The 18,876-nt window shown below is 65.9% G+C and carries 18 protein-coding genes and 1 pseudogene; 9 read left to right on the plus strand and 10 right to left on the minus strand.

Features of this window, described 5'->3' with window-relative positions:
* Positions 1-24: 24 nt before the first annotated feature.
* From ABIE53_RS29345 to sctU, 9 genes are all read right to left on the minus strand, one after another.
* Positions 25-285 carry a hypothetical protein gene (locus ABIE53_RS29345; RefSeq protein ID WP_006047111.1) on the minus strand — a complete coding sequence of 87 codons (261 nt, stop codon included), beginning with the start codon at positions 283-285 and terminating at the stop codon, positions 25-27.
* A 7-nt stretch (positions 286-292) separates the two neighbouring features.
* Complete coding sequence (locus tag ABIE53_RS29350; RefSeq protein WP_192698969.1) at positions 293-1,594, minus strand: secretion protein; 1,302 nt, start codon at positions 1,592-1,594, stop codon at positions 293-295.
* 162 nt (positions 1,595-1,756) lie between these two features.
* Positions 1,757-2,662, minus strand: a complete 906-nt coding sequence (locus ABIE53_RS29355; RefSeq protein WP_192698968.1) for a hypothetical protein — start codon at positions 2,660-2,662, stop codon at positions 1,757-1,759.
* Entirely contained in the window at positions 2,659-2,922 is a 264-nt protein-coding gene (gene sctS / locus ABIE53_RS29360; RefSeq protein ID WP_006047114.1) for a type III secretion system export apparatus subunit SctS, read from the minus strand. The genes ABIE53_RS29355 and sctS overlap by 4 nt, the downstream gene beginning before the upstream one ends.
* A gap of 40 nt (positions 2,923-2,962) precedes the next feature.
* Positions 2,963-3,613, minus strand: coding sequence for a type III secretion system export apparatus subunit SctR (gene sctR / locus ABIE53_RS29365; protein WP_053860688.1), 651 nt, complete (start codon positions 3,611-3,613; stop codon positions 2,963-2,965).
* Complete coding sequence (gene sctQ / locus ABIE53_RS29370; RefSeq protein ID WP_192698967.1) at positions 3,597-4,919, minus strand: type III secretion system cytoplasmic ring protein SctQ; 1,323 nt, start codon at positions 4,917-4,919, stop codon at positions 3,597-3,599. Before sctQ ends, sctR begins: the two co-directional genes overlap by 17 nt.
* A gap of 58 nt (positions 4,920-4,977) precedes the next feature.
* Complete coding sequence (gene sctP, locus ABIE53_RS29375) at positions 4,978-5,673, minus strand: type III secretion system protein SctP (RefSeq protein WP_192698966.1); 696 nt, start codon at positions 5,671-5,673, stop codon at positions 4,978-4,980.
* A 29-nt stretch (positions 5,674-5,702) separates the two neighbouring features.
* Positions 5,703-7,787, minus strand: coding sequence for a type III secretion system export apparatus subunit SctV (gene sctV / locus ABIE53_RS29380; RefSeq protein ID WP_192698965.1), 2,085 nt, complete (start codon positions 7,785-7,787; stop codon positions 5,703-5,705).
* Positions 7,771-8,901, minus strand: a complete 1,131-nt coding sequence (gene sctU, locus ABIE53_RS29385) for a type III secretion system export apparatus subunit SctU (RefSeq protein WP_192698964.1) — start codon at positions 8,899-8,901, stop codon at positions 7,771-7,773. The genes sctV and sctU overlap by 17 nt, the downstream gene beginning before the upstream one ends.
* A gap of 393 nt (positions 8,902-9,294) precedes the next feature.
* On the opposite strand from sctU, the gene ABIE53_RS29390 reads away from it, so the two are divergent.
* The 9 genes and pseudogenes from ABIE53_RS29390 (at position 9,295) to sctC (ending at position 17,812) form a co-directional block, all read left to right on the plus strand.
* Positions 9,295-9,870, plus strand: a complete 576-nt coding sequence (locus ABIE53_RS29390) for an HrpB1 family type III secretion system apparatus protein (protein ID WP_006047121.1) — start codon at positions 9,295-9,297, stop codon at positions 9,868-9,870.
* A 66-nt stretch (positions 9,871-9,936) separates the two neighbouring features.
* On the plus strand, positions 9,937-10,335 hold the full coding sequence (locus tag ABIE53_RS29395) for a type III secretion protein HrpB2 (protein ID WP_006047122.1): 399 nt from the start codon (positions 9,937-9,939) through the stop codon (positions 10,333-10,335).
* A gap of 4 nt (positions 10,336-10,339) precedes the next feature.
* Positions 10,340-11,188 (plus strand): type III secretion system inner membrane ring lipoprotein SctJ, encoded by an 849-nt coding sequence (gene sctJ / locus ABIE53_RS29400; protein WP_502922744.1) that lies wholly within the window; start codon positions 10,340-10,342, stop codon positions 11,186-11,188.
* Positions 11,189-11,190: 2 nt separating this feature from the next.
* The gene (locus ABIE53_RS29405; protein WP_310075126.1) at positions 11,191-12,144 is read left to right on the plus strand and encodes a type III secretion protein HrpB4; all 954 of its coding nucleotides are present in this window, start codon (positions 11,191-11,193) and stop codon (positions 12,142-12,144) included.
* Positions 12,129-12,992, plus strand: coding sequence for a type III secretion system stator protein SctL (sctL, locus tag ABIE53_RS29410; protein ID WP_192698963.1), 864 nt, complete (start codon positions 12,129-12,131; stop codon positions 12,990-12,992). The genes ABIE53_RS29405 and sctL overlap by 16 nt, the downstream gene beginning before the upstream one ends.
* Positions 12,993-13,021: 29 nt before the next feature.
* Positions 13,022-14,383, plus strand: coding sequence for a type III secretion system ATPase SctN (gene sctN, locus ABIE53_RS29415; RefSeq protein ID WP_192699437.1), 1,362 nt, complete (start codon positions 13,022-13,024; stop codon positions 14,381-14,383).
* A gap of 4 nt (positions 14,384-14,387) precedes the next feature.
* The gene (locus tag ABIE53_RS29420; protein ID WP_192698962.1) at positions 14,388-14,927 is read left to right on the plus strand and encodes a type III secretion protein; all 540 of its coding nucleotides are present in this window, start codon (positions 14,388-14,390) and stop codon (positions 14,925-14,927) included.
* 54 nt (positions 14,928-14,981) lie between these two features.
* Positions 14,982-15,797 (plus strand): type III secretion system export apparatus subunit SctT, encoded by an 816-nt coding sequence (gene sctT, locus ABIE53_RS29425; RefSeq protein ID WP_053860679.1) that lies wholly within the window; start codon positions 14,982-14,984, stop codon positions 15,795-15,797.
* A 184-nt stretch (positions 15,798-15,981) separates the two neighbouring features.
* Positions 15,982-17,812, plus strand: a pseudogene (gene sctC / locus ABIE53_RS29430) (type III secretion system outer membrane ring subunit SctC).
* Between the two features lie 16 nt (positions 17,813-17,828).
* Here sctC and ABIE53_RS29435 read toward each other — a convergent pair.
* A complete protein-coding gene (locus ABIE53_RS29435) occupies positions 17,829-18,851 on the minus strand; it encodes a response regulator transcription factor (protein WP_192698960.1) in 1,023 nt (340 codons plus the stop codon).
* Positions 18,852-18,876 lie beyond the last annotated feature (25 nt).

Here is an 18,876-nt window from a genome sequence, read left to right on the forward strand (position 1 = left end):
AGGGGCGAGCCTCGTGCGCGGCGCTCAGGTTGCGCCGCGTTTGTCCGCAAGCTGCCCGACGATGCGACTCGCGGCGAGCAGACCGCGATAGAGCTTCGCGAGATCGTTGCGGTCGAGTTCGGTTGCGCCGTGCGCCTCGCCGACGTTTTTCGCGGTCGCCTCGAGCGCCTCGCGTATTGCGGCAAGACGCGGTCCGCCGGCCGGATCGGCGAGCGTCTTCTGCAGATCGTTGAAGTCGGCGGCGCACGCTTCGAGCGGCGCGTAGATGTTCGATGTTTGCGTCATGGGAACCTCACTTCGGTAGCGGCAGATAAGCAGTTTTGTTTGCCGCGGTCTTGTTCGCCGCGCGCGGGGCGGGCGAGGGCGGCGTCGCGGGAATATCCTCGACGGGCTGCATCACGCCGCGTGCAGCGCCGCTCGCGATTATCGCGGGACCGTTATTGGCGGATGTTTCGTCGCTACTCGCATTCTTCTGCGCATCGCTCGCGCTATTTTCCGCGGCGTTTCCCGCGACGTTTCCCGCAGCGGCCGTCGACGAAGCCGGTTCTTCCGGCTGCGTATAAATGTGTTTGACGCCGTCGGGTGTCTGGCCGTAGCGGACATCGTCGGAGGACATCAGGAACGAGAACGAAGGCGCCGACGGCAACGCATCGTCAGCTTGCGCGACGCGCACACGCACGTCCTTCACGTTGTCGCTGAGATCGTGGCGCATGCGCGCGACGGCCGATTCGACGTCGCGCGGATTGGCCGCCTTGCCGCTGATCTCGAAGTTTCCGCGTCCTGTGTAGACGACTTTGAGTCCCTGCATCGCGAGCGAATCGGCGATGTTGCGCACGTCGTTTTGCGCGATGTCGTAGTGCCGCACGATGCCGTTCGGCGAGATCCGCATCAGCATCTTGCGCACCTGCGTGTCTTCGTCGGGCGTCGCGACCATGCCGCTCACCATCACCGTCGCGCCTCGCACCTGCGCGTGCAGTTCCTTCATGTGCGCGGCGGCGAGTTCGAGATTCACGCGCTGCGCGAGGTCGCCCGCGTCGCGCGGCAATGCGGCACGGCTGACCGCCGTCGTCAGCATCACCGAGCCGATCACGAGCACCGCGCCGAGCATCGCGCACGCCGAGACGATGCCGGTCATTCTGCGGCGGCGCGAGCGCTCCGCCGCGCGCCGGGTTTCGTCCGGCTTGACGAGCAGCGTGGACAGCAGGTCGAGATCGCTCGGCCACGCCGCGTCGTCCGAGCCGATGCACACGACGGTATCGCCGAACTGCATCGGCACGAACTCGAGCAGGATGACGGTGCCCGGCTCGTCTTCGTCTTGCGATGCGGGGAAGGCTCCCTGAGTGCCGTCGTTGCTTTCGTTGTTGTTACTGCTTGACTCATTGCTTTGAGCCGCGAAGTTTCCCGCCATGACCGCCATCATCCGACGCGCGCTCACCACGCCGCTCGCATCGACGATGAGCAGCACATCGTCGCCATGCCAGTCGGAGATGCGGATGTCGGCGTCGTCGTCCGCGCCGATCCGATGAGCGCCGGTGCCGAGACGCAATTCCGCGCCGGCATGCACGCCAGTCAGGATACGCAGCAGCTTCGTCATGGAAAGCCCGTTCAAGGATGATGCGGCGCGCAGCGGCACGCCTTCGACACTCACTCTAGCCGCCGCCGATGACGTTCCAGCACACAATGCGAAGCGGATACATGGAAAGCGAAACTGCGCGCGAGGGCGGGAGAATGCGAGGCATTAGCGGTATTAGCGGCATTAGCGGCGCGCGGCGGCCGCAAGCGCGGCGCCGCGCTGCACGATGCGCACGTTCAATGCGCGCTCGCGCATTGGCGATGTCGAAGGCTTGCCGTACATAAGCAGCAACAGCGGCATCAGCAGATTAAGCCGTCCTGTACGGCCGATTTGTTCCGCCGATGCTTCGCCTCCTGCGCCTGCGCCCGCGCGATCTGAACCAGCGCCTCGCGATGCCGACGCGTCGATCAGCCGCTGCCGCCATGCGCCCATGTCCGCATCGCCGGGCGCACCGGTTTGCAACTGCACGCGAAGCAGATCGATGAAGCGCTCATGCAGCAGCGCATCGAGCGATGCCTGCGGACGCACGGCGGCTTCATCGCGCGATGCGAGCAATGCGTCGCACCAGAGGCGCGGCAGCATCTCCGAAAGATCGGCATGACCCGCTTGCACCTCGACGAACTTCTGCAACGGCCCGCGCTCCGGTGCCGCGATCGCCGCCCGGCCGCTGCTGCGCATGCGAACCTGCGTGCGCGGCGCGCCGTTCTCGCGATTCTCGCCGTCAGCGCCGTCGCGGCCGTCATGCGATTGCCCGCCATTGCCGCGGCCACCGCCGCCGTCGCGCGTTATGCGACCGGAGTCGGCGGCATCGGGCGCATGCTCGCTCGCATCGTTACCCGTCACGACGATGGGCCGTCGCATGCCCGTGCGACGCGCGGCATTGCGCCTGCGCGCGTTGAGCGCCGCGAGCTTGCGCGCGAGCTGCGAACCGCGCATCGCCGCTTGCTGCGTGCGCGCATAGCTGAACGTAATCGTGCCGCGATACAACACCGCGAAGCGCGCGACCGTTGTTTGCTGCGAGCGTTCGCGAGCCGCATCCGCGTGTGCCGTCAGCGACGCCGCGTTGATCGATGTGCCGACGCGCGTCATTGCGGCACCGCCGTATGCATGATCTCGTTCGCGAAGTGCAGCAGCGCCGCCGCCGAAAACGGCGCGGCGATCACGATCGCGACCGTCACCGCAATCAGCTTCACGCCGTGCGAAAGCGTCTGATCCTGCATCGACGTGATCGCCTGCAGGAACGACACGCCGAGTCCCACGAGCGCGGCGACGATCACGATAGGCAGCGAGATATACATGCAGAGCAGCATGCCCTGAGTGGTGAAGCGAACGAGCGTGTCGATGTCCATGAGTCGATGTCCATGAGTCGATGTTCCCGATCTTTGCGTGCTAACGATACGTCATCACAAGGCCGTGAATCAGCGTCGACCAGCCGTCCATCACGACGAACAACAGCAGCTTGAACGGAATCGCGACGTTGGTCGGCGTGACCTGATTCAGGCCCATCGCGAGCAGCACATTGGCGATGATCAGATCGATGACGATAAACGCGATGTAGAGCAGAAAGCCGATCTTGAACGCGTCGGTGAGTTCGGTCAGCGTGAAGGCGGGCGCGAGTACGATGAGGTCGTTTTCATGCAGGCTCGACGCGGCGTCTTTCGGCCACACGACATTCGCCGAGCGGATGAAGAAGCGCTTTTCGCGCTCGTTCGTGTGCTTCTGCAAGAACGTGCGGAACGGTTCGCGCGCGGCGCTGAAGACCTGGATCAGCGCCTGAGTGGGCTGGCCGGCAATCGTTTGGCCCTGCATCGATTGCATCGCCTGCATGCCGACCGGCGCCATCACGTACAGCGACACGAGTATCGCCACGCCGTTGAGCACCATGTTGGGCGGCACCTGCTGCACGCCGAGCGCATTGCGCAACAGGCCGAGCACCACGACGATCTTCGCGTAGGACGTGACGACCATCGCGACGAAAGGGACGAGGCTGATCGCAACGATGACGATCAGCAGTCCGGTGATGTCACTGAACTGGACCATCGCCGTGCGCCATGCGCAAAATGCGGATGCCCAGATGATCGCCCACGGTCACGAGCTCGCCATAGCCGATGGTCTGGCCATGCGTGACCAGCTTGAGCTGCGCGTCGGCAACCGGCGTCGGCAGTTCGAGCACATAGCCGGGGCGCAACGCATACAGTTGCGAGAGCGGCAGCGCGACGGTGTCGACTTCGAACTGGACGGGCAGATCGAGTTCGCCGATGTCGATCGGATTCGAATGTTGATCCGGTGCGAGCAAATCGTCCGGGCGAACGGGATCCAGCTCATCGGTCATGATGGGCTCCTTCGTGAGTGAAAGCCTGCGGCCTTCAATGTTGACTTGCGCGTGAACGCGCATCAGGCCGGGCGAGCCCCAGGCCACGGTCGCGCTCGCCATCGCGGGCTCGGCGAGCGGGGTGGCGTGAGTCGCGGCGTGGGCGTCGGCTGCGTGAGCGGCGCAGGTTTCGTCGATGCGTTCTACGCCGCTGGCCGGCAGCAGCGCGCGCAGATTGCCCGGCAGCGAACGCAGCAACACATCGCCGGCTTCGAGCGCGCGCAACGTGTCGACGGGCAGACGGCGTGAGCCGAGTATCAGGCGTCCGGGCACTTTATAGCCGTCGAACGGCGCGCTGTTTTGTGTCTGCGATGAAGCGTGCGTGCGGAAGGCGTCGGCGATAAGGCGGACTGTGCGCGTGGCGTGCGATGCTTCGAGCGCGTCCACCACGGACGCAGTAAGCAGCACGCGCGCGCGATGCCGTGTGCCGTCGAGCGAGAAGGTCGCGTCGAATGTTGCGCAATCGTGCGCCGAAGGTTCAGGCGGCGTGCCGCGCGCTAGCTGCGTGACATGCATATCGCCGAGGCCGAGCGCCGCGAGCCGCTTCAGCAGCGGTTCGAGCAGCACACCGGCGACGGCGATGCGCAACGCGCGAGCCGTATCGCCGGGCACCGGCGCGCGAGAGAGCGTGCCGTCGGGCAACGCGGCGATGTCGAGGGCAGGATACGCGGCGAGATCGAACAGCACGCGAACCGCGCCGGCCGCATGCGCGAGATCAAGCACGCCGGGCTGTTCGAAGGGCGCGTGACTGCGCTCGGCAGCGGGTTCGAGCGTCGCTTGCCAATCGACGATAGCGGCATCGCGAGCGAGCCATTGCGCAGCGCCGGCATCGCAGACGAGCCGCGCGACGCGCGCGGCAAGCGGCGGCACGGCGCGAAGCGGCAGTCTTGCGATGGGCGCCGTTTGGGGAACCCTCGCCGCCGCACGTTCCGCGGCAGCGTCCACCCCTGGCATTTCGGCGATCGAATAACCCATGCGGCGTCGGTTCAGGAATGCGGCCAGCGTCGGCCAGGATAAACGACGGGCGGCGCGCTCACCACACCGTCAGTTCGATGTCGCGCGGCGTGCCCCACGCGTTCAGCAGCGAAGCGAGCTCGCGTTCGAGCATCGCACTGTGGTCGAAGAGTAACTGCCGCGTTTCGATGCCCCGCGTGTCGAACCGAAGCGACAACCAGAAACGCGAAAGAGACAGATAGAGCGTCGTGTCCGGCAGAATGCGTTCGTCGAGCGGAATGCGCACTTCCCAGTTGCCCGCATCGCCGATCGCGGGGTCCGCGCAGAAGGCCGCGACCTCGCGCGCGAGCGAGCGCGCCAGTTCGAGGAAATGGCCTTGCGTGCGAAAGAGGGCGTCGACGGCGGGCATCGTCGCTGGCGGCAAGCGCTGTAGCAACGCTTCGTGCGCGGCGATAGCGCGTTCCGATGCGCGCGCGCTTTCATCGGCGGCATGGGCTTCGGTCTCGGCTTCTGTTTTGGCGCTTGAATCGCGGGCGTGATCGTCGCCGAAGCGGTTCGCGTGCGCGTCGTCGTCTGCCGCGCCGTTTGCTGCGCACGCGCACTCGGCTTGCGACGCGCCTGCGGCTTCGTCGAATGAAACCGGCGTGCGTTGCGAGCGCGTGCGACGCACCAGCGCCGCGTAATCGAAACGCCGCGCGCGTGCGGCGTCGGCGGCGGGACGCGAATCGGCGTCGGACGGAATGATGCGCAACGGCCGCGGTTCGATGATCGTCATGAGCGTGAACGTGAAGGCGATCGGCGCGGCTAGATCGTCACGCGGCCGAGCGGCTGCAGTTCGACATGCTCGCCGAGTTCCTGATACGAATACACCGCGAGCCAGCCGAGCCGCGCCTCGATCATGCGGCGCACGTAGCGGCGTATATCCATCGACGTGACGAGTGCGACGCCGTCACGCGGCGTATCGCCTACAAACGATTGAATGCGGTCGATCAGAAAACCGACTTCATCGGGCGGCAGAGCGAGGAAGTTGCCCGTCGGCGTCTGCTTGATCGCCTGGCGGATATGCTGCTCGACCGGCAGATCGAACAGTACCGCGGGCAATTGCCGTCCCGCGCCCGCCGCGCGATGCGCGAGAAAGCGCGCGAGGTCGCCGCGCACGTATTCGGTGAGCATCAGCATGTCCTTTTCTTTTGCGCCCCACACGACGAGGCTCTCCAGAATATTGCGCACGTTGCGGATCGGGATCTGCTCTTCCAGCAGCCGGCGAAGTACATCGGCGATACGCTGCGGCGGCAGCACTTTCTGCACTTCGGCGACGAGTCCCGGATACTCGGCGTTCTGCTGATCGAGTATCCATTGCACTTCCTGAATGCCGAGAAAGAGCGACGCGTGTTTGCGCAGCATCGCCACCGACGCATGCGCGATCACCTGTTCGGCGCGCCACGCCGGTTGCTTCGGCGGCAGGCTCTTTTCGTCGATCCACCACGTGGGCCCGGGGCCGCCGTCGAGTCCGCGGCGTTTTTCACTACGCGCGGCGAGTGCTTCGGCGTCGGCGGAAATTGGTTCGCGTGTGCCGGCGAGCCTCGGGTCCGGCAGCATCACCTTGCCGGGCGGCAATTCGATTGCGCAATACGGCACGTCGTGCATCAGCAGTTCGCAGCTCGACGCGGGCAACTCGTCGCTGGTCCACATCGTGATGCCGGGAAACGGCAAGCCGAGATACTCCTGCAGACGTGCGCGTTCGGTTTCGAACGAGCGGTCGAGCGCGGCCGTCGACAGACGCGCGACGAGGTCGGGCGAGATGCGCACGCCGAGCGGGCAGGTGAACTGCGGCGCACGCGTGAGAATCGCGGGCGTCTCGGCTTTCGAGCCGGCGCGCTGCATCGCGTTGACGGCTTCGCCCGCATGCGTGGTCGCGGCGGGCTTGCGCTTGCCGAGCCGATAGCCGCAGAACGCGAGGATCGCCGCGAGCAGCAGGAACAGCGATGTCGGAAAGCCGGGCACGGCGGCAAAGCCGAGCAGCAGCAGGCTCGCGAAGTAGAGCGCGCGGGCGCTTGCCGACAACTGGCGACCGATCTCGTCGCCGAGCGACAGAGGCCGCGCGTCGCGTTCGTCGGAGACACGTGTGATCATGACGCCCGCGGCCACCGAAAGCAGCAGCGACGGAATCTGCGAGACCATCGCGTCGCCGACCGACAGAATCGAAAAGCGGTTCGCCGCTTCGCCCGCCGTCATCTCGTGATACGCGACGCCCACCGCGATCCCCGCAATGATGTTGATGAGCGTGATGATGAGCCCGGCCACCGCATCGCCCTTGACGAACTTCATCGCGCCGTCCATGCCGCCGTGCAACTGGCTTTCGACGGCCAGCGTCGCGCGCTTGCGGCGCGCCTCTTCGGGCGTGAGAAGGTTCGCGCGCAGATCGGCGTCGATGCTCATCTGTTTGCCGGGCAATGCATCGAGCGTGAAGCGCGCGCCGACTTCGGCCACGCGTTCGGAGCCTTTCGCGATCACGATGAACTGCACGGTCGTGATGATCACGAACACGACCATGCCGACCACAAGGTTGCCGCCCACCACGAGTTCGCCGAAACTTTCGATGATGTTGCCCGCGTCCGCGTGCAGCAGAATCGACTTGGTCGACGCAATGTTCAGCGAGAGCCGGTATAGCGTCGTGAAAAGCAGTAGCGACGGAAACACCGAAAGCGACACCACGTTAGGCACATACATGGTCACCATCAGCAAGGTCACGCTGATCGTGATGTTGATCGCGAGCAGGATGTCGATCAGAAACGGCGGCAGCGGCAGGATCATCAGCGAGATGATCGCGACCACCAGCAACGCGATGCCGATCTCACCGACGGCGGGTAGCTTAAGTGTCTTGAACATCGCGGCTCTGGAGGTTGTGGTGGCTGTTGTGGCTGTCGTGGCTGTGCCCGCCGTGCGGGTTCTCGATCTGCCGCGCGCCGATCGCATCGACCCAGCGGAGAATCGCGGCGACGGTCTCGAACAGCTCTTCGGGAATCGGCTCGTCGATGCCGACCCTGTAGAGCGCGCGCGCGACCGGCGGGTTGCCGATGATCGGCACATTCGCGTCGCGCGCGAAGCGCCGCAACTGCGCCGCGCTTTCGTCCATGCCGCGTGCGATCACGAGCGGCAACGGATGCTCGGCCGGCGCATAGCGGATCGCGACCGCATAGTGCGTCGGATTGACGATCAGCGCATTCGCGAAGCCGACGCGCTGCGCGGGCGCTGCCGACGTCGCGAATTCGCGCGCGAGCTTCTTGCGTTCCGCCTTGATTTTCGGGTCGCCGTCCATCTGTTTGCGCTCCCGCTTGACCTCGTCCTTCGACATCTTCAGCTTGCGCAGAAACAGCACGCGTTGCAGCTTGACGTCGATCACGCCGATCACGATGAACACGGCCACCGCAACGGCAAAGAGCTTGATGAGCAGCGACCAGAAGAGTTTCGACAATTCCGGCAGCGGCTGATACAGCGAACCGACGATCAACGGCAAAATCCATTTGATCGTGAACCACATCACCACGCCGATAATCGCGGCCTTGACGATCATCTTCACGAGGTCGATCACCGTGCGCCACGAAAAAATCCGCTTCACGCCGTCGACGGGACTCACGTGCTTCAGATCGGGCACGACAGGCTTGGTCGCGATCTGAAAGCCCACTTGAGGCATCAGCGCGGCCACTGCCGCGAGCGCCGCGGCGCCCACGCACGGCACGATCACGATGAGCGCCTGTTTACCGAGGTCGAACAGCTTCCCGTACATGAGCGGCTGATCGTGATTGCCCGACGCGAACTCGAGCGCGGTCGTCACGATCGAACGCAGCGCGCCGCCGAAGCTCGCCGCCGCGAACGCGAGTACGCCGACGACGGCGGCCATCGTCGCGGCGTCGACCAGGTCGGCGCTCTTCGACGTCTCGCCGTCCTTGCGTGTGTCGCGCAGGCGTTTGTCGGTAGGCTGCTCGGTTTTTTCTTCGCTCATGACATTCCGCTCGGGTCATCGCATGCGCTGGGTGCCGCTGTATGCCGTCGTGTATGCCGCTGTGTTTGATATGCGGTCACGAGGCTCCTTGCCCTGGTAGCCCGACGGTAGCGGGCCGCTCGCCACGCGGCGCTGCGGATGCGAAGCCCGCGTCCGGCAAACGAAGCGACGCAGTTCGGGCTCGCGGCGCTGCGTGGCACGGCACGCGACGCACGACAGAGAGCACGACACGCCGCTCGCCCACTTCGCGTGGATCACGCTCGCTTCGTATCGCGCATTTGCGGCGCAAAGCGCAGCGGTATCCTGGTGCATCGCTGCGCGCCGCATGCCGATGCTGAATCGGCCTTGCGTGGCAGCGCTTCGTCGACAAGTCCATCAGCAGGAGTTCTCGCCATGAGTACCGCCACGCCGGATTACCTCAACTGCAGTCAGGCCATTGTGGGCGGTCTGATCGACACGCTGTCCTGCGCGCTGCTCAACAATTTTCCGACGCTCGAAGCCGATCCGTACGACATCGAATTGACGCTCGACGCGCTGCGTCTGTTGCGCCCGCGAATGGCCGAGCTCGACACGATGGAAGCCGTGCTCTACATGCAGCGCGGCCATTGGGATGATGCGATCCGCGTGTTCTCGCGTGTGATCGAAGGCGCGCCGCACTTCTCGTATGCGAAGGCGCTGCTCGCGTTCTGCCTGTCCGTGAAGGGCGATGCCGGCTGGCGTCAATGGGCGAGCGCCGCGCTCGCGCAGAACCCGGACCGCGACACGCGCCAGCTCGTGCGCGCGCTCGAAGCTCGCGACGATCTGCGCGAGGCGATTCGCGTCTATCGCAACGGCGGCACCTTCGAAGTGCCGCTGTCGATCACCGCGCTCAACGACGACCTGCCGCAAGAGCCGCCCGCCATGAGCCCGCCGCCGCCCACCGCCGCGCATAACGAGGCGATCGCGCAGCAAGGCTATTTGCGCATCTGATTATCTGATTGCGGCGGTCGGCATGATACTACGTCATCCGAAACATTCAACGGCACGAGGCTGAGCATGACACTTCCTGTGACGAACCAGCAGATTGCGGCCGCGTTGCAAGCGGCAGCGCCGGCATCGCACGCGGCCGGTGGCGACGCATCGCTGCAACAGGCCGGCGACCGCTTCAAATCGCTGATGCAGAATCCGCGCATGGCGCCGCCCAATCGCGGCGACGACATGAGCACCAATGTGATCGCGAAGATGGCGGCGTCGCAGGACGCGGAGATTCAGAAGTCGGTGAACGACGTGGTCGCGTTGTCGAGCCAGGCGAACAGCATGTCGGTCCAGGAGATGACCGCAGCCGCGATGAAAGCGACGCTCGAACTCGCCAGCACGCAACTCGACATGGAGGCCAAGATGGGCGTGGTCAACTCGTCGAAGTCGTCGGTCGAAACGCTGATGAAGAATCAATAGGCCTATGTTGCGGACGATGCGAGAGGCCACGCAAGCAAGACACAACCCGGTCCGCGCGATGCGCGCGGCCGCGCTCGGGCTTGCGCTTGCCGGCTGTATGCTGCTCGCGGGCTGCCAGAAGGAGTTGTATCGCAATCTGACCGAACAGGACGCGAACGAGATGGTGGTGGCGCTGCTGGAGCAGGGCGTCGACGCGTCCAAGAGCACCATCGACAACGGCAAGACCTGGACGCTCGAAGTCGACGACAAGCAGCTCGTCCACGCAATGCAGGTGCTGCGCGAGCGCGGCCTCCCGCATAGCCGTTACGACGATCTCGGCAGCCTCTTCAAGAAGGACGGCCTCGTGTCGACGCCGACCGAGGAACGCGTGCGCTTTATCTACGGCTTGTCGCAGGAATTGTCGGCGACGCTTTCGAAGATCGACGGCGTGATCGTCGCGCGCGTGCAGATCGTGCTGCCGAACAACGATCCGCTTGCGCAGCAGATGAAGCCGTCGTCGGCGTCAGTGTTCATCAAGTACCGGCCCGATTCCGACGCGAACGCGCTCGTGCCGCAGATCAAGACGCTGGTGATGCATAGCGTCGAAGGTCTGACTTACGACGCGGTGAGCGTGACGGCGGTGGCCGCCGATCCTGTCGATCTGCCGAAGCCCGCGCCCGCGCAAGTCTCGCCGCTGCCGACGCTGATCGGTGCGGCGCTGGTGTTTCTCGTCGGCGCCGCGAGTCTCTTTCTGTGGCTGCGGCGCGGGATGCCGGCGAAGGGCGCGGCGGGTCCGCTGTATCCGCGTGTTTATGCACGAATCAGCGCGCTCGTCGGCAAGTGGCGGCGTGCGAAACCTTCTTCTGCGGCGTGATGATGGCGGCGGTGTCTTCGGGTGGGTTAGCCGCGTCGGGGGCGGCGGGGTCTTCGCCTGCGCTTTCGGCTCAGGCATCGGCGGGTTCTTCGGTTGGGTTGGCGGGGACGGGATCAGCGAGTTCTTCCTCTGCGCTTTCGACGCCCGCATCCACCGCGTTTGCAACAGCACGCTCCGCACCATCCCCCGCAGCCTTCCCATTTTCTCGCGCCGCTGCCGCGCTCGCCGCGTGGCAGCGCAATGCAAATGACGCCGCGCGCTGGGCGCATCCGTCATGGTGGGCGCCCGCGCTCGATGTGTCGCCGGCCACGGTATCCGCCTCATTCGACGCACTGCGCGACGCGCTGGCGAACACAGACACCGGTGCCGTTGCCGCCTGTTCGCGGGCGCTGTTGCGCGCGGCCGGCGTGCCGCTGCCGGACTTCGACAGCTTGCGCGCGCCCAGTCCGCTCGTGCTCGATGCGTTGCCCGTCGACGACGCGTTGCGCGTGCTGCGCATGCGCGCGCTGCTGTTGCGTCGGGCGGAGGTGCGCAGGTTGATCGACAAGCCGAGCCGCCGCCGCCTCGCGGAATGGATCGGCGTGCCGCTCGAACGGTTGGGTGCTGCGCCGAGGCATGGCGGCGGCGCTGGCGGCGCGTCGGCTAATGTGCCGGATGTAGCGCGCCTCGTCACGCGTGGACATCTGCCTTCGCTCGAAGAACTCGACGCGGAAAGGATGGCGTACGAAGGCTATGCGCTGATCGCACGTGACCTGGCGCTGTCCGCCAGCGATGCGCAGGAGGCGGCGCTGTTCGCGTGGCCATGCCCCTGTCCGCTCCTACGCCTCGCCTTGCCCCGCGACTTACCCCCGCCGTGGCCCGCCACGACCGCGCGCGAACTCGACACCGGCGGCACGGCGTTCCTCTTCGCGCAACTTCCCGAACTGCTTCCGGAGTGGGCATGGCTATTTGGCTGAGATCGGACCGTCTACTGCCCGCCGCGGTCAGCATCGACGGCGACGCACACGGCCGTGGCCATGTCGGCGCGCATGCGGACGTGGTGCCGCGCGCCACGTTCGGCGCGCTGATCGAAATCGACGCCGCGTACGCGCAACTCGCCGCCGACCGCGAAGCAACCCTCGCCGCCGCACGCGACGAAGCCGCGGCGATCATCGCCGCCGCGCACGCCGAAGCGCAAACGATTCTCGCGGCCGCGCGCGACGAGTACGAGCACGCCGCCACCCGCGGTTACCGCGACGGCGAACAGCGCGCGCTCGCGGACTGGGTCGAGCGGCTCGCGGACGCGGGCGCCGGCCAACGCCGCGCGCAACTGAAAATGCGCGAGCGGATCGCGAGCATCGTGACCGTGGCCGTCGAGCAGATCGTGCAGGTCCAGCAGGCCGATCAACTGTTCGAGCGGGCGCTGTCGGCAGTCGACCGCATCGTCGAAGGCGCGACGTGGCTGCGCGTCGCCGTGAGCCCGGTCGATTACGACAAGGCCTGCGTCGCGTTCGAACGGCTGTCCGCGCGCTGGCGCGATCTCGGCCGGCCGTTTCCGCTGTCGGTGGTCGCGGACAAGCGGCTCGCGCCCGGCAGTTGCCTGTGCGAGTCCGATTTCGGCGCCATCGACGCGAGCCTCGCGACGCAAATGCGCGCGATGCGGCTCGCTGTCTCCCGGGCGCTCAAGCAGTCCGCGAGCGAACTCGGCGCGGTCGCCGAATCGCTCGCGCCGTATGTGCAGGAGCACGAGCACGAGCACGACGCCGCCGAACTCGCCCATGCAGACGGTGACTGGAACGGCGGGCACGACGAGGGCTCGCGATGACCCCGCCGCGCGCAGCCAATGCGCCCGCCATGCACGAAGCCGACGACCCCGACGACGCGCTGCTTCCGCTTTTCGATGCCGAGCGCCTCGCCGATGCGATCGAACACGAGATCCTGTCGACAGCGAGCATCGCGCGAACCGGCAAGGTGCTCGAAGTCATCGGCACGCTCGTCAAGGTGGCCGGACTCGACGTGACGCTCGGCGAACTGTGCGAGCTGCGCTCGGCGAACGGCGAATTACTTCAGCATGCCGAAGTAATCGGCTTCACGCGCGACGTCGCGTTGCTGTCGCCGTTCTCGCGGCTCGCCGACATCTCGCGCTCGACACGCGTCGTAGGACTAGGCCGTTCGCTGACGGTGCCGGTCGGCGACGCGTTGCTGGGCCGCGTCATCGACAGCCTGGGCGAGCCGATCGACGGACTCGGGCCGCTCGATACCATCGAAGAGCGCCCGGTCTTCGCGAACCCGCCTTCGCCGATGAGCCGGCGCATGATCGACACGCCGCTTGCAACCGGCGTGCGCGTCGTCGACGGCATGATGACGCTCGCCGAAGGTCAGCGCATGGGCATCTTCGCGCCGGCGGGCGTCGGCAAGAGCACGCTGCTCGGCATGTTCGCGCGCGGCGCGCAATGCGACGTGACCGTGATCGCGCTGATCGGCGAGCGCGGCCGCGAAGTGCGCGAGTTCGTCGAGCTGATTCTCGGACCCGAGGGCATGGCGCGCTCCATCGTCGTGTGCGCGACCTCGGACCGTTCGTCGATCGAGCGCGCGAAGGCGGCTTATGTCGCGACCGCGATTGCCGAGCACTTTCGCGACCGCGGCCAACGCGTGCTGCTGATGATGGATTCGCTCACGCGCTTTGCCCGCGCGCAGCGCGAGATCGGCCTCGCCGCCGGCGAGCCGCCCGCGCGGCGCGGCTTTCCGCCGTCGATCTTCGCCGAGTTGCCGCGCCTGCTCGAACGCGCGGGCATGGGCGAGCACGGCTCGATCACGGCGCTCTACACGGTGCTCGCCGAGGACGAGTCGGGCAACGATCCGATTGCCGAGGAAGTGCGCGGGATCGTCGACGGACACATGATCCTGTCGCGCGAAATCGCCGCCAAAAACCAGTATCCGGCCATCGACGTGCTTGCGAGCCTGTCTCGCGTGATGCCGCAAGTGATGACGCCCGACTATGTGCGCGCTGCAGGCCGGCTGCGCGAGTTGCTGGCGAAGCATCGCGAGGTCGAGATGCTGCTGCAGATCGGCGAATATCAACCGGGCGGCAATCCGCTTGCCGACGAGGCGATTCGCAAGATCGACGCGATCCGCGCGTTCTTCAATCAGGCGACGCATGAACTGGCCGCGCCGCAGGACACCGAGGCGCGGCTTTTCCAACTGGCGAACGGTTGACACGATGAGCACGACGCACAGTCCCGAGACGACACGACGACGGGTGGCCGCGCTTCAATTGACGATAGGCCGTCGCGAGCGGCTCGAGCGCCGTCTGCAAGCGGCCCTGATCGCCGCGCGCGCTGCGCATGCCGAAGCGCTCGCGCAACGCGACGCGCAACTCGCGCGCACGGAGGCCGAGCGCGAGCAATTGCGCGGCTTTCACGCCCGCATCGCGCAGATGATGACGGGCGGCAGCGCCGTTCGTCTCGCCGAACTCAACGCGACGATGCGCTACGCCGATGTCGTCACCGTGCGTGTTCAGCAGATGGAAGGCGAACTCGCAGCGATTGACACCACGTTGCGCGGCAAGGCCGACGAACTCGCCGCGGCTACGCGCGCGTTGGCGGTGAATCGCAGCCGCATCGATCTGTGCGGCGAGCGCATCGCGCACTTGCATGTCGAGCTGGACCGTCAAGCCACCGACGCCGAGGACGACGAAGCGGAGGAAACCGCGCTAGCGCGTTTGCGTCCGCCGACCGGCATCCACGGCAGAGCCCTTTGAAGACACCGCGCAATGAGCACGCCACACGGTTCCAAATTTGATTAGCCATCCATAATGTACGACACCATCACCACGCTGCCGCAATTCGGCGCCACACTGATCCGCTCGCTGACGGTGCTCGGCGTGTGCTCGGTGCGCCTCTTCGTGATGCTCTACCTGTTTCCTCCGACGGCGGACGGCATCCTGCAAGGCGTGGTGCGCAATGGCGTCGTGCTGCTGTTCAGCTCGTTCATCGCGTATGGTCAGCCGGTTTCGCTCTATACGTCGCTGACCGGAACGGCGCTTGTCGTGATCGGCTTGCGCGAGGCGGCCATTGGCCTGCTGCTGGGCTTTGCGGCATCGACGGTATTCTGGGTCGCGGAAGGCGCGGGCATCTACGTCGACGATCTGGCCGGCTACAACAATGTGCAGATCACCAATCCATTGCGCGAAGAGCAGTCCACGCCGACGGGCACCTTGCTCGCGCAAGTGGCGAGCGTCGCGTTCTGGACCTTCGGCGGCATGACGTTCCTGCTCGGCGCGCTGTACGAGTCGTATCACTGGTGGCCGTTGACCGCCGCGACGCCGGTGCCCGCGAACGTGCTCGAAAGCTTCGTGCTGCAGCAAACCGACTCGCTGATGCAGACCACCGCCAAGCTCGCCGCGCCGATGATGCTGATGCTGCTGCTGGTCGATTTCGCGTTCGGCTTCGCGGCGAAGTCGGCGCAAAAACTCGAGCTGATGACGCTCAGTCAGCCGGTGAAGGGCGCGCTCACGGTGATGATGCTTGCGCTCTTCGTCGGGATTTTTGTCGACCAGGTCCGCGATCAGCTCGTGCTCTCGGGACTCGGCGAACAGTTGCGCGCCATCGCGGGGCCGCTGCGCAAATAAGCGGGCAATGAGCGGGCAAATAAGCGCGCACGCCGCGCCGCCAATTCTCAACACTCCTCAAATGCGCATGAACCGTCAGATTTGTTGAGGATGTGCTTCACACGCTTCGATACATTGGGCATCGCCGGCTCACGTTGCATGACGCACGGCCAACCCATCGACCATCGTGGACATCGTGGAACCCATGAACAACAAACGGCTCATGCTTGCTGCCCGGCTGGCAGCGTCTCTTGTCTTCGCGTTGCCCGCCTTGCTCGCGGCGCCCGCCGAAGCCGCCGCGATCCGCTGGCGCAGTTCCGTGGTCCACGTCAGCGCCGAAGGGCAGGACGTGAAAGACGTGCTGCGCGATTTCACCGCCGGACAAGGTGTGCCCGCAACCATTTCCGGCGACGTCCACGGCAGCGTGAGCGGCCGCTTCGACATGCCGCCGCAGCGCTTTCTCGACACGCTCGCGTCGAGCTTCGGCTTCGTGTGGTTCTACGACGGCAGCGTGCTGTCGATCAGCGATGTGAACACCGTCACGCGGCGCGTGATCAAGCTCGATCATGCGAGCGCCGCCGACTTGCGCGCGGCGCTCACGCAACTGCGCATCGAGAATTCGCGCTTTCCGATCACTTACGACGAGAGCCAGAGCACCGCGCTCGTGAGCGGCCCGCAAGCGTACGTGCAACTCGTGTCGGAAGTCGCGCGCCGGCTCGACGACAACGCGGCGCAGCGCTCGGGCTCGATGATTCGCGTGTTCCAGTTGCATCATGCGTGGGCCGCGGATCACAACGTCGAGATCGACGGCAAGACGGTGACCGTGTCGGGCGTCGCGAACGTGCTGTCGTCGATGTACCATCCGCGCGACAAGCGCGGGCGCAACGGCGCGGACAGCTACGAGCAGGCCGCCAATCGCGCGGCGCGCGAACCGACGATGCGCCGCCTGCAACCGATGCGCGACGTGACCGGCAGCACCGACGGCGGCGGCTACGAAAGCGGCGTGAATCCGCCGCTGCCTGCCGGCATTGCGGCGAACGGCGGCGTCGCGCCGGGCATCGGCCGGATTGCTGAACGGCATGGCCGCGGGCGGTGGCCCTGGCATGCAGTCGGTCGGTTCGTCCGATAGCGGCGACGGCGGCAGCGGCGACACGTCGGTGAGCGGCAGCCAGACGCTGCCCGTGATCGAAGCCGATCCGCGCACGAACTCGGTGCTGATCCGGGACGTGCCGCAACGCCTGTCGCAGTATCAAAGCCTGATCGACAAGCTCGACGTGCGGCCGCGTCTGATCGAAATCGAGGCGCATATCATCGAGATCGACGACAACGCGCTCAAGCAGATCGGCGTCGACTGGCGCGCGCATAACAGTCACATCGACATTCAGACCGGCAACGGCACGACGCAGCAAAACGGCTACAACGGCAACATCGATCCGATCTTCGGCACGCAGACGCTGTCGGACGGCACGACCGTCATCAACACGACGCCGCTCGGCGGATCGCTCACGGCGGTGCTCGGCAACGCGGGCCGCTATCTGCTCGCGCGCGTGAACGCGCTGCAGCAAAGCAATCTCGCGAAGATCGATGCGAGCCCGAAGGTCGCGACGCTCAATAACGTGGAGGCCGTGATGGACCAGAAGACGCGCTTCTTCGTGCGCGTGTCGGGCTACACGTCGGCGGATCTGTACAGCGTGTCGACCGGCGTGTCGCTGCGCGTGTTGCCGCTCGTCGTGGAAGAAAACGGCAGGACGGACATCAAGCTGAACGTTCATATCGAGGACGGCGCGATTACCTCGCAGCAGGTCGACAACATTCCTGTGATTACGACCAGCACGATCAACACGGAGTCGTTCGTCGGGCAGGGCGAGAGTCTTTTGATTGCCGGCTATCGCGTCGATACGTCGACGAACGGCGAAACCGGCGTACCGGGTCTTTCGAAGATTCCGCTGATCGGCGGGCTGTTCCGTTATCGCGACGACCAGCGCAGTCACATGGAGCGCTTGTTTCTGCTGTCGCCGCGCATCATCGAGTTTTGAGCGCGACGCTTGGGGCTTAGCCGTTGCCGCGCGTGCGCGCGGCGAGGGCGGCTGCGCTCAGCAACGCGTACGGCGCTTTCGGCGCGCTGCTCGCGGACGCGGCGAACGCTGCTTGCGAGTCGCCCCACGCGGGCGCATTGCGGGCCACCGCGCTATCGGCGGGATGCACTTCGGCGCGAGGCGGCGCGGCCGGCGCAGCGACGGGCTGCATCGGTGCGAGGCAGGTCATGGCCGCGGCTGTGCGGGCATCGTCGTGCAGTGTCTCCAATGCGACGCCGTGGCTATCCACGCAATCCACGCTATCCATGCTCTCCGCGCTTTCAACGCTTTCTTCAAGCGCTGCGTCCGACGTATCAGTCATCTCGATGCGGTAGCCGTGCGCATACAAGGTCCGCAGATGCACGCCCCACGGGCCGTTCAGTTCCAGCTTCTTGCGCAGCTTGTAGATGTGCTGTTCGAGCGTGCGTCCAATGATGTCTTCGGAACGGCTCCATACAGCGCCCGCGATCTGGCGGCGGCTCACATATTCGCCGCGGCGCGAGAACAGCAGCCACGCAATCGCGAATTCGCGCGGCGTGAGGCGCACCGCGTGGCCGTCGACGTGAACCGTGCAGTTGCGGCGATCGAGCCGGTATGCGCCGCATTCCAGCGTGTCGCTCGAATCGGCGCTCTGTAGTTGCACGCGGAACAATGCGAGGTGCACACGCAGCATCACCTCGCGCGCATCGACGGGCGACAGCACGACGTCGTCCGCGCCCGCATCGAACAGCCGCGCGATGGCTTCGCGGTCGTGGCCCGCGCCGATCACGATCAGCGGCGCGCGGCGGTCGGCATAGCAGGCACGCCGCGCGAGCACCGGGCGCAGCGGATTGAGACCGGTGTCGGCGTCGATCAGGATCGCGCTGTATTCGTCGCGATAGATTGCGCGCGCGAAGGCGACGTCATCGGCGAACCGATGGCAGACCGCGCCGTCGGCTTCGAAACAACGGCAGATCAACCCGAACAGTGTTGCGCTTCTGGTCATCACTGCAAGTTTCATTTTTCCTCCGTGCGATACCGCTCGC

Origin of the sequence: Paraburkholderia sp. OAS925 (assembly GCF_040543975.1) — a bacterium.
Lineage (GTDB): Bacteria > Pseudomonadota > Gammaproteobacteria > Burkholderiales > Burkholderiaceae > Paraburkholderia > Paraburkholderia graminis.

Bases quoted from the DNA above. Each gene is read 5' to 3' on its own strand.
- ABIE53_RS29405 (WP_310075126.1), top strand. From the start codon at position 11,191: ATGGCGGCGGTGTCTTCGGGTGGGTTAGCCGCGTCGGGGGCGGCGGGG.
- ABIE53_RS29395 (WP_006047122.1), top strand. From the start codon at position 9,937: ATGACACTTCCTGTGACGAACCAGCAGATTGCGGCCGCGTTGCAAGCG.
- ABIE53_RS29390 (WP_006047121.1), top strand. From the start codon at position 9,295: ATGAGTACCGCCACGCCGGATTACCTCAACTGCAGTCAGGCCATTGTG.
- sctL (WP_192698963.1), top strand. From the start codon at position 12,129: ATGGCTATTTGGCTGAGATCGGACCGTCTACTGCCCGCCGCGGTCAGC.
- sctV (WP_192698965.1), bottom strand. From the start codon at position 7,787: ATGTTCAAGACACTTAAGCTACCCGCCGTCGGTGAGATCGGCATCGCG.
- ABIE53_RS29420 (WP_192698962.1), top strand. From the start codon at position 14,388: ATGAGCACGACGCACAGTCCCGAGACGACACGACGACGGGTGGCCGCG.
- ABIE53_RS29350 (WP_192698969.1), bottom strand. From the start codon at position 1,594: ATGACGAAGCTGCTGCGTATCCTGACTGGCGTGCATGCCGGCGCGGAA.
- ABIE53_RS29435 (WP_192698960.1), bottom strand. From the start codon at position 18,851: ATGAAACTTGCAGTGATGACCAGAAGCGCAACACTGTTCGGGTTGATC.
- sctS (WP_006047114.1), bottom strand. From the start codon at position 2,922: ATGGACATCGACACGCTCGTTCGCTTCACCACTCAGGGCATGCTGCTC.
- sctQ (WP_192698967.1), bottom strand. From the start codon at position 4,919: ATGGGTTATTCGATCGCCGAAATGCCAGGGGTGGACGCTGCCGCGGAA.
- sctR (WP_053860688.1), bottom strand. From the start codon at position 3,613: ATGGTCCAGTTCAGTGACATCACCGGACTGCTGATCGTCATCGTTGCG.
- ABIE53_RS29345 (WP_006047111.1), bottom strand. From the start codon at position 285: ATGACGCAAACATCGAACATCTACGCGCCGCTCGAAGCGTGCGCCGCC.
- sctU (WP_192698964.1), bottom strand. From the start codon at position 8,901: ATGAGCGAAGAAAAAACCGAGCAGCCTACCGACAAACGCCTGCGCGAC.
- ABIE53_RS29355 (WP_192698968.1), bottom strand. From the start codon at position 2,662: ATGACGCGCGTCGGCACATCGATCAACGCGGCGTCGCTGACGGCACAC.
- sctN (WP_192699437.1), top strand. From the start codon at position 13,022: ATGCACGAAGCCGACGACCCCGACGACGCGCTGCTTCCGCTTTTCGAT.
- sctJ (WP_502922744.1), top strand. From the start codon at position 10,340: ATGTTGCGGACGATGCGAGAGGCCACGCAAGCAAGACACAACCCGGTC.
- sctT (WP_053860679.1), top strand. From the start codon at position 14,982: ATGTACGACACCATCACCACGCTGCCGCAATTCGGCGCCACACTGATC.
- sctP (WP_192698966.1), bottom strand. From the start codon at position 5,673: ATGACGATCATCGAACCGCGGCCGTTGCGCATCATTCCGTCCGACGCC.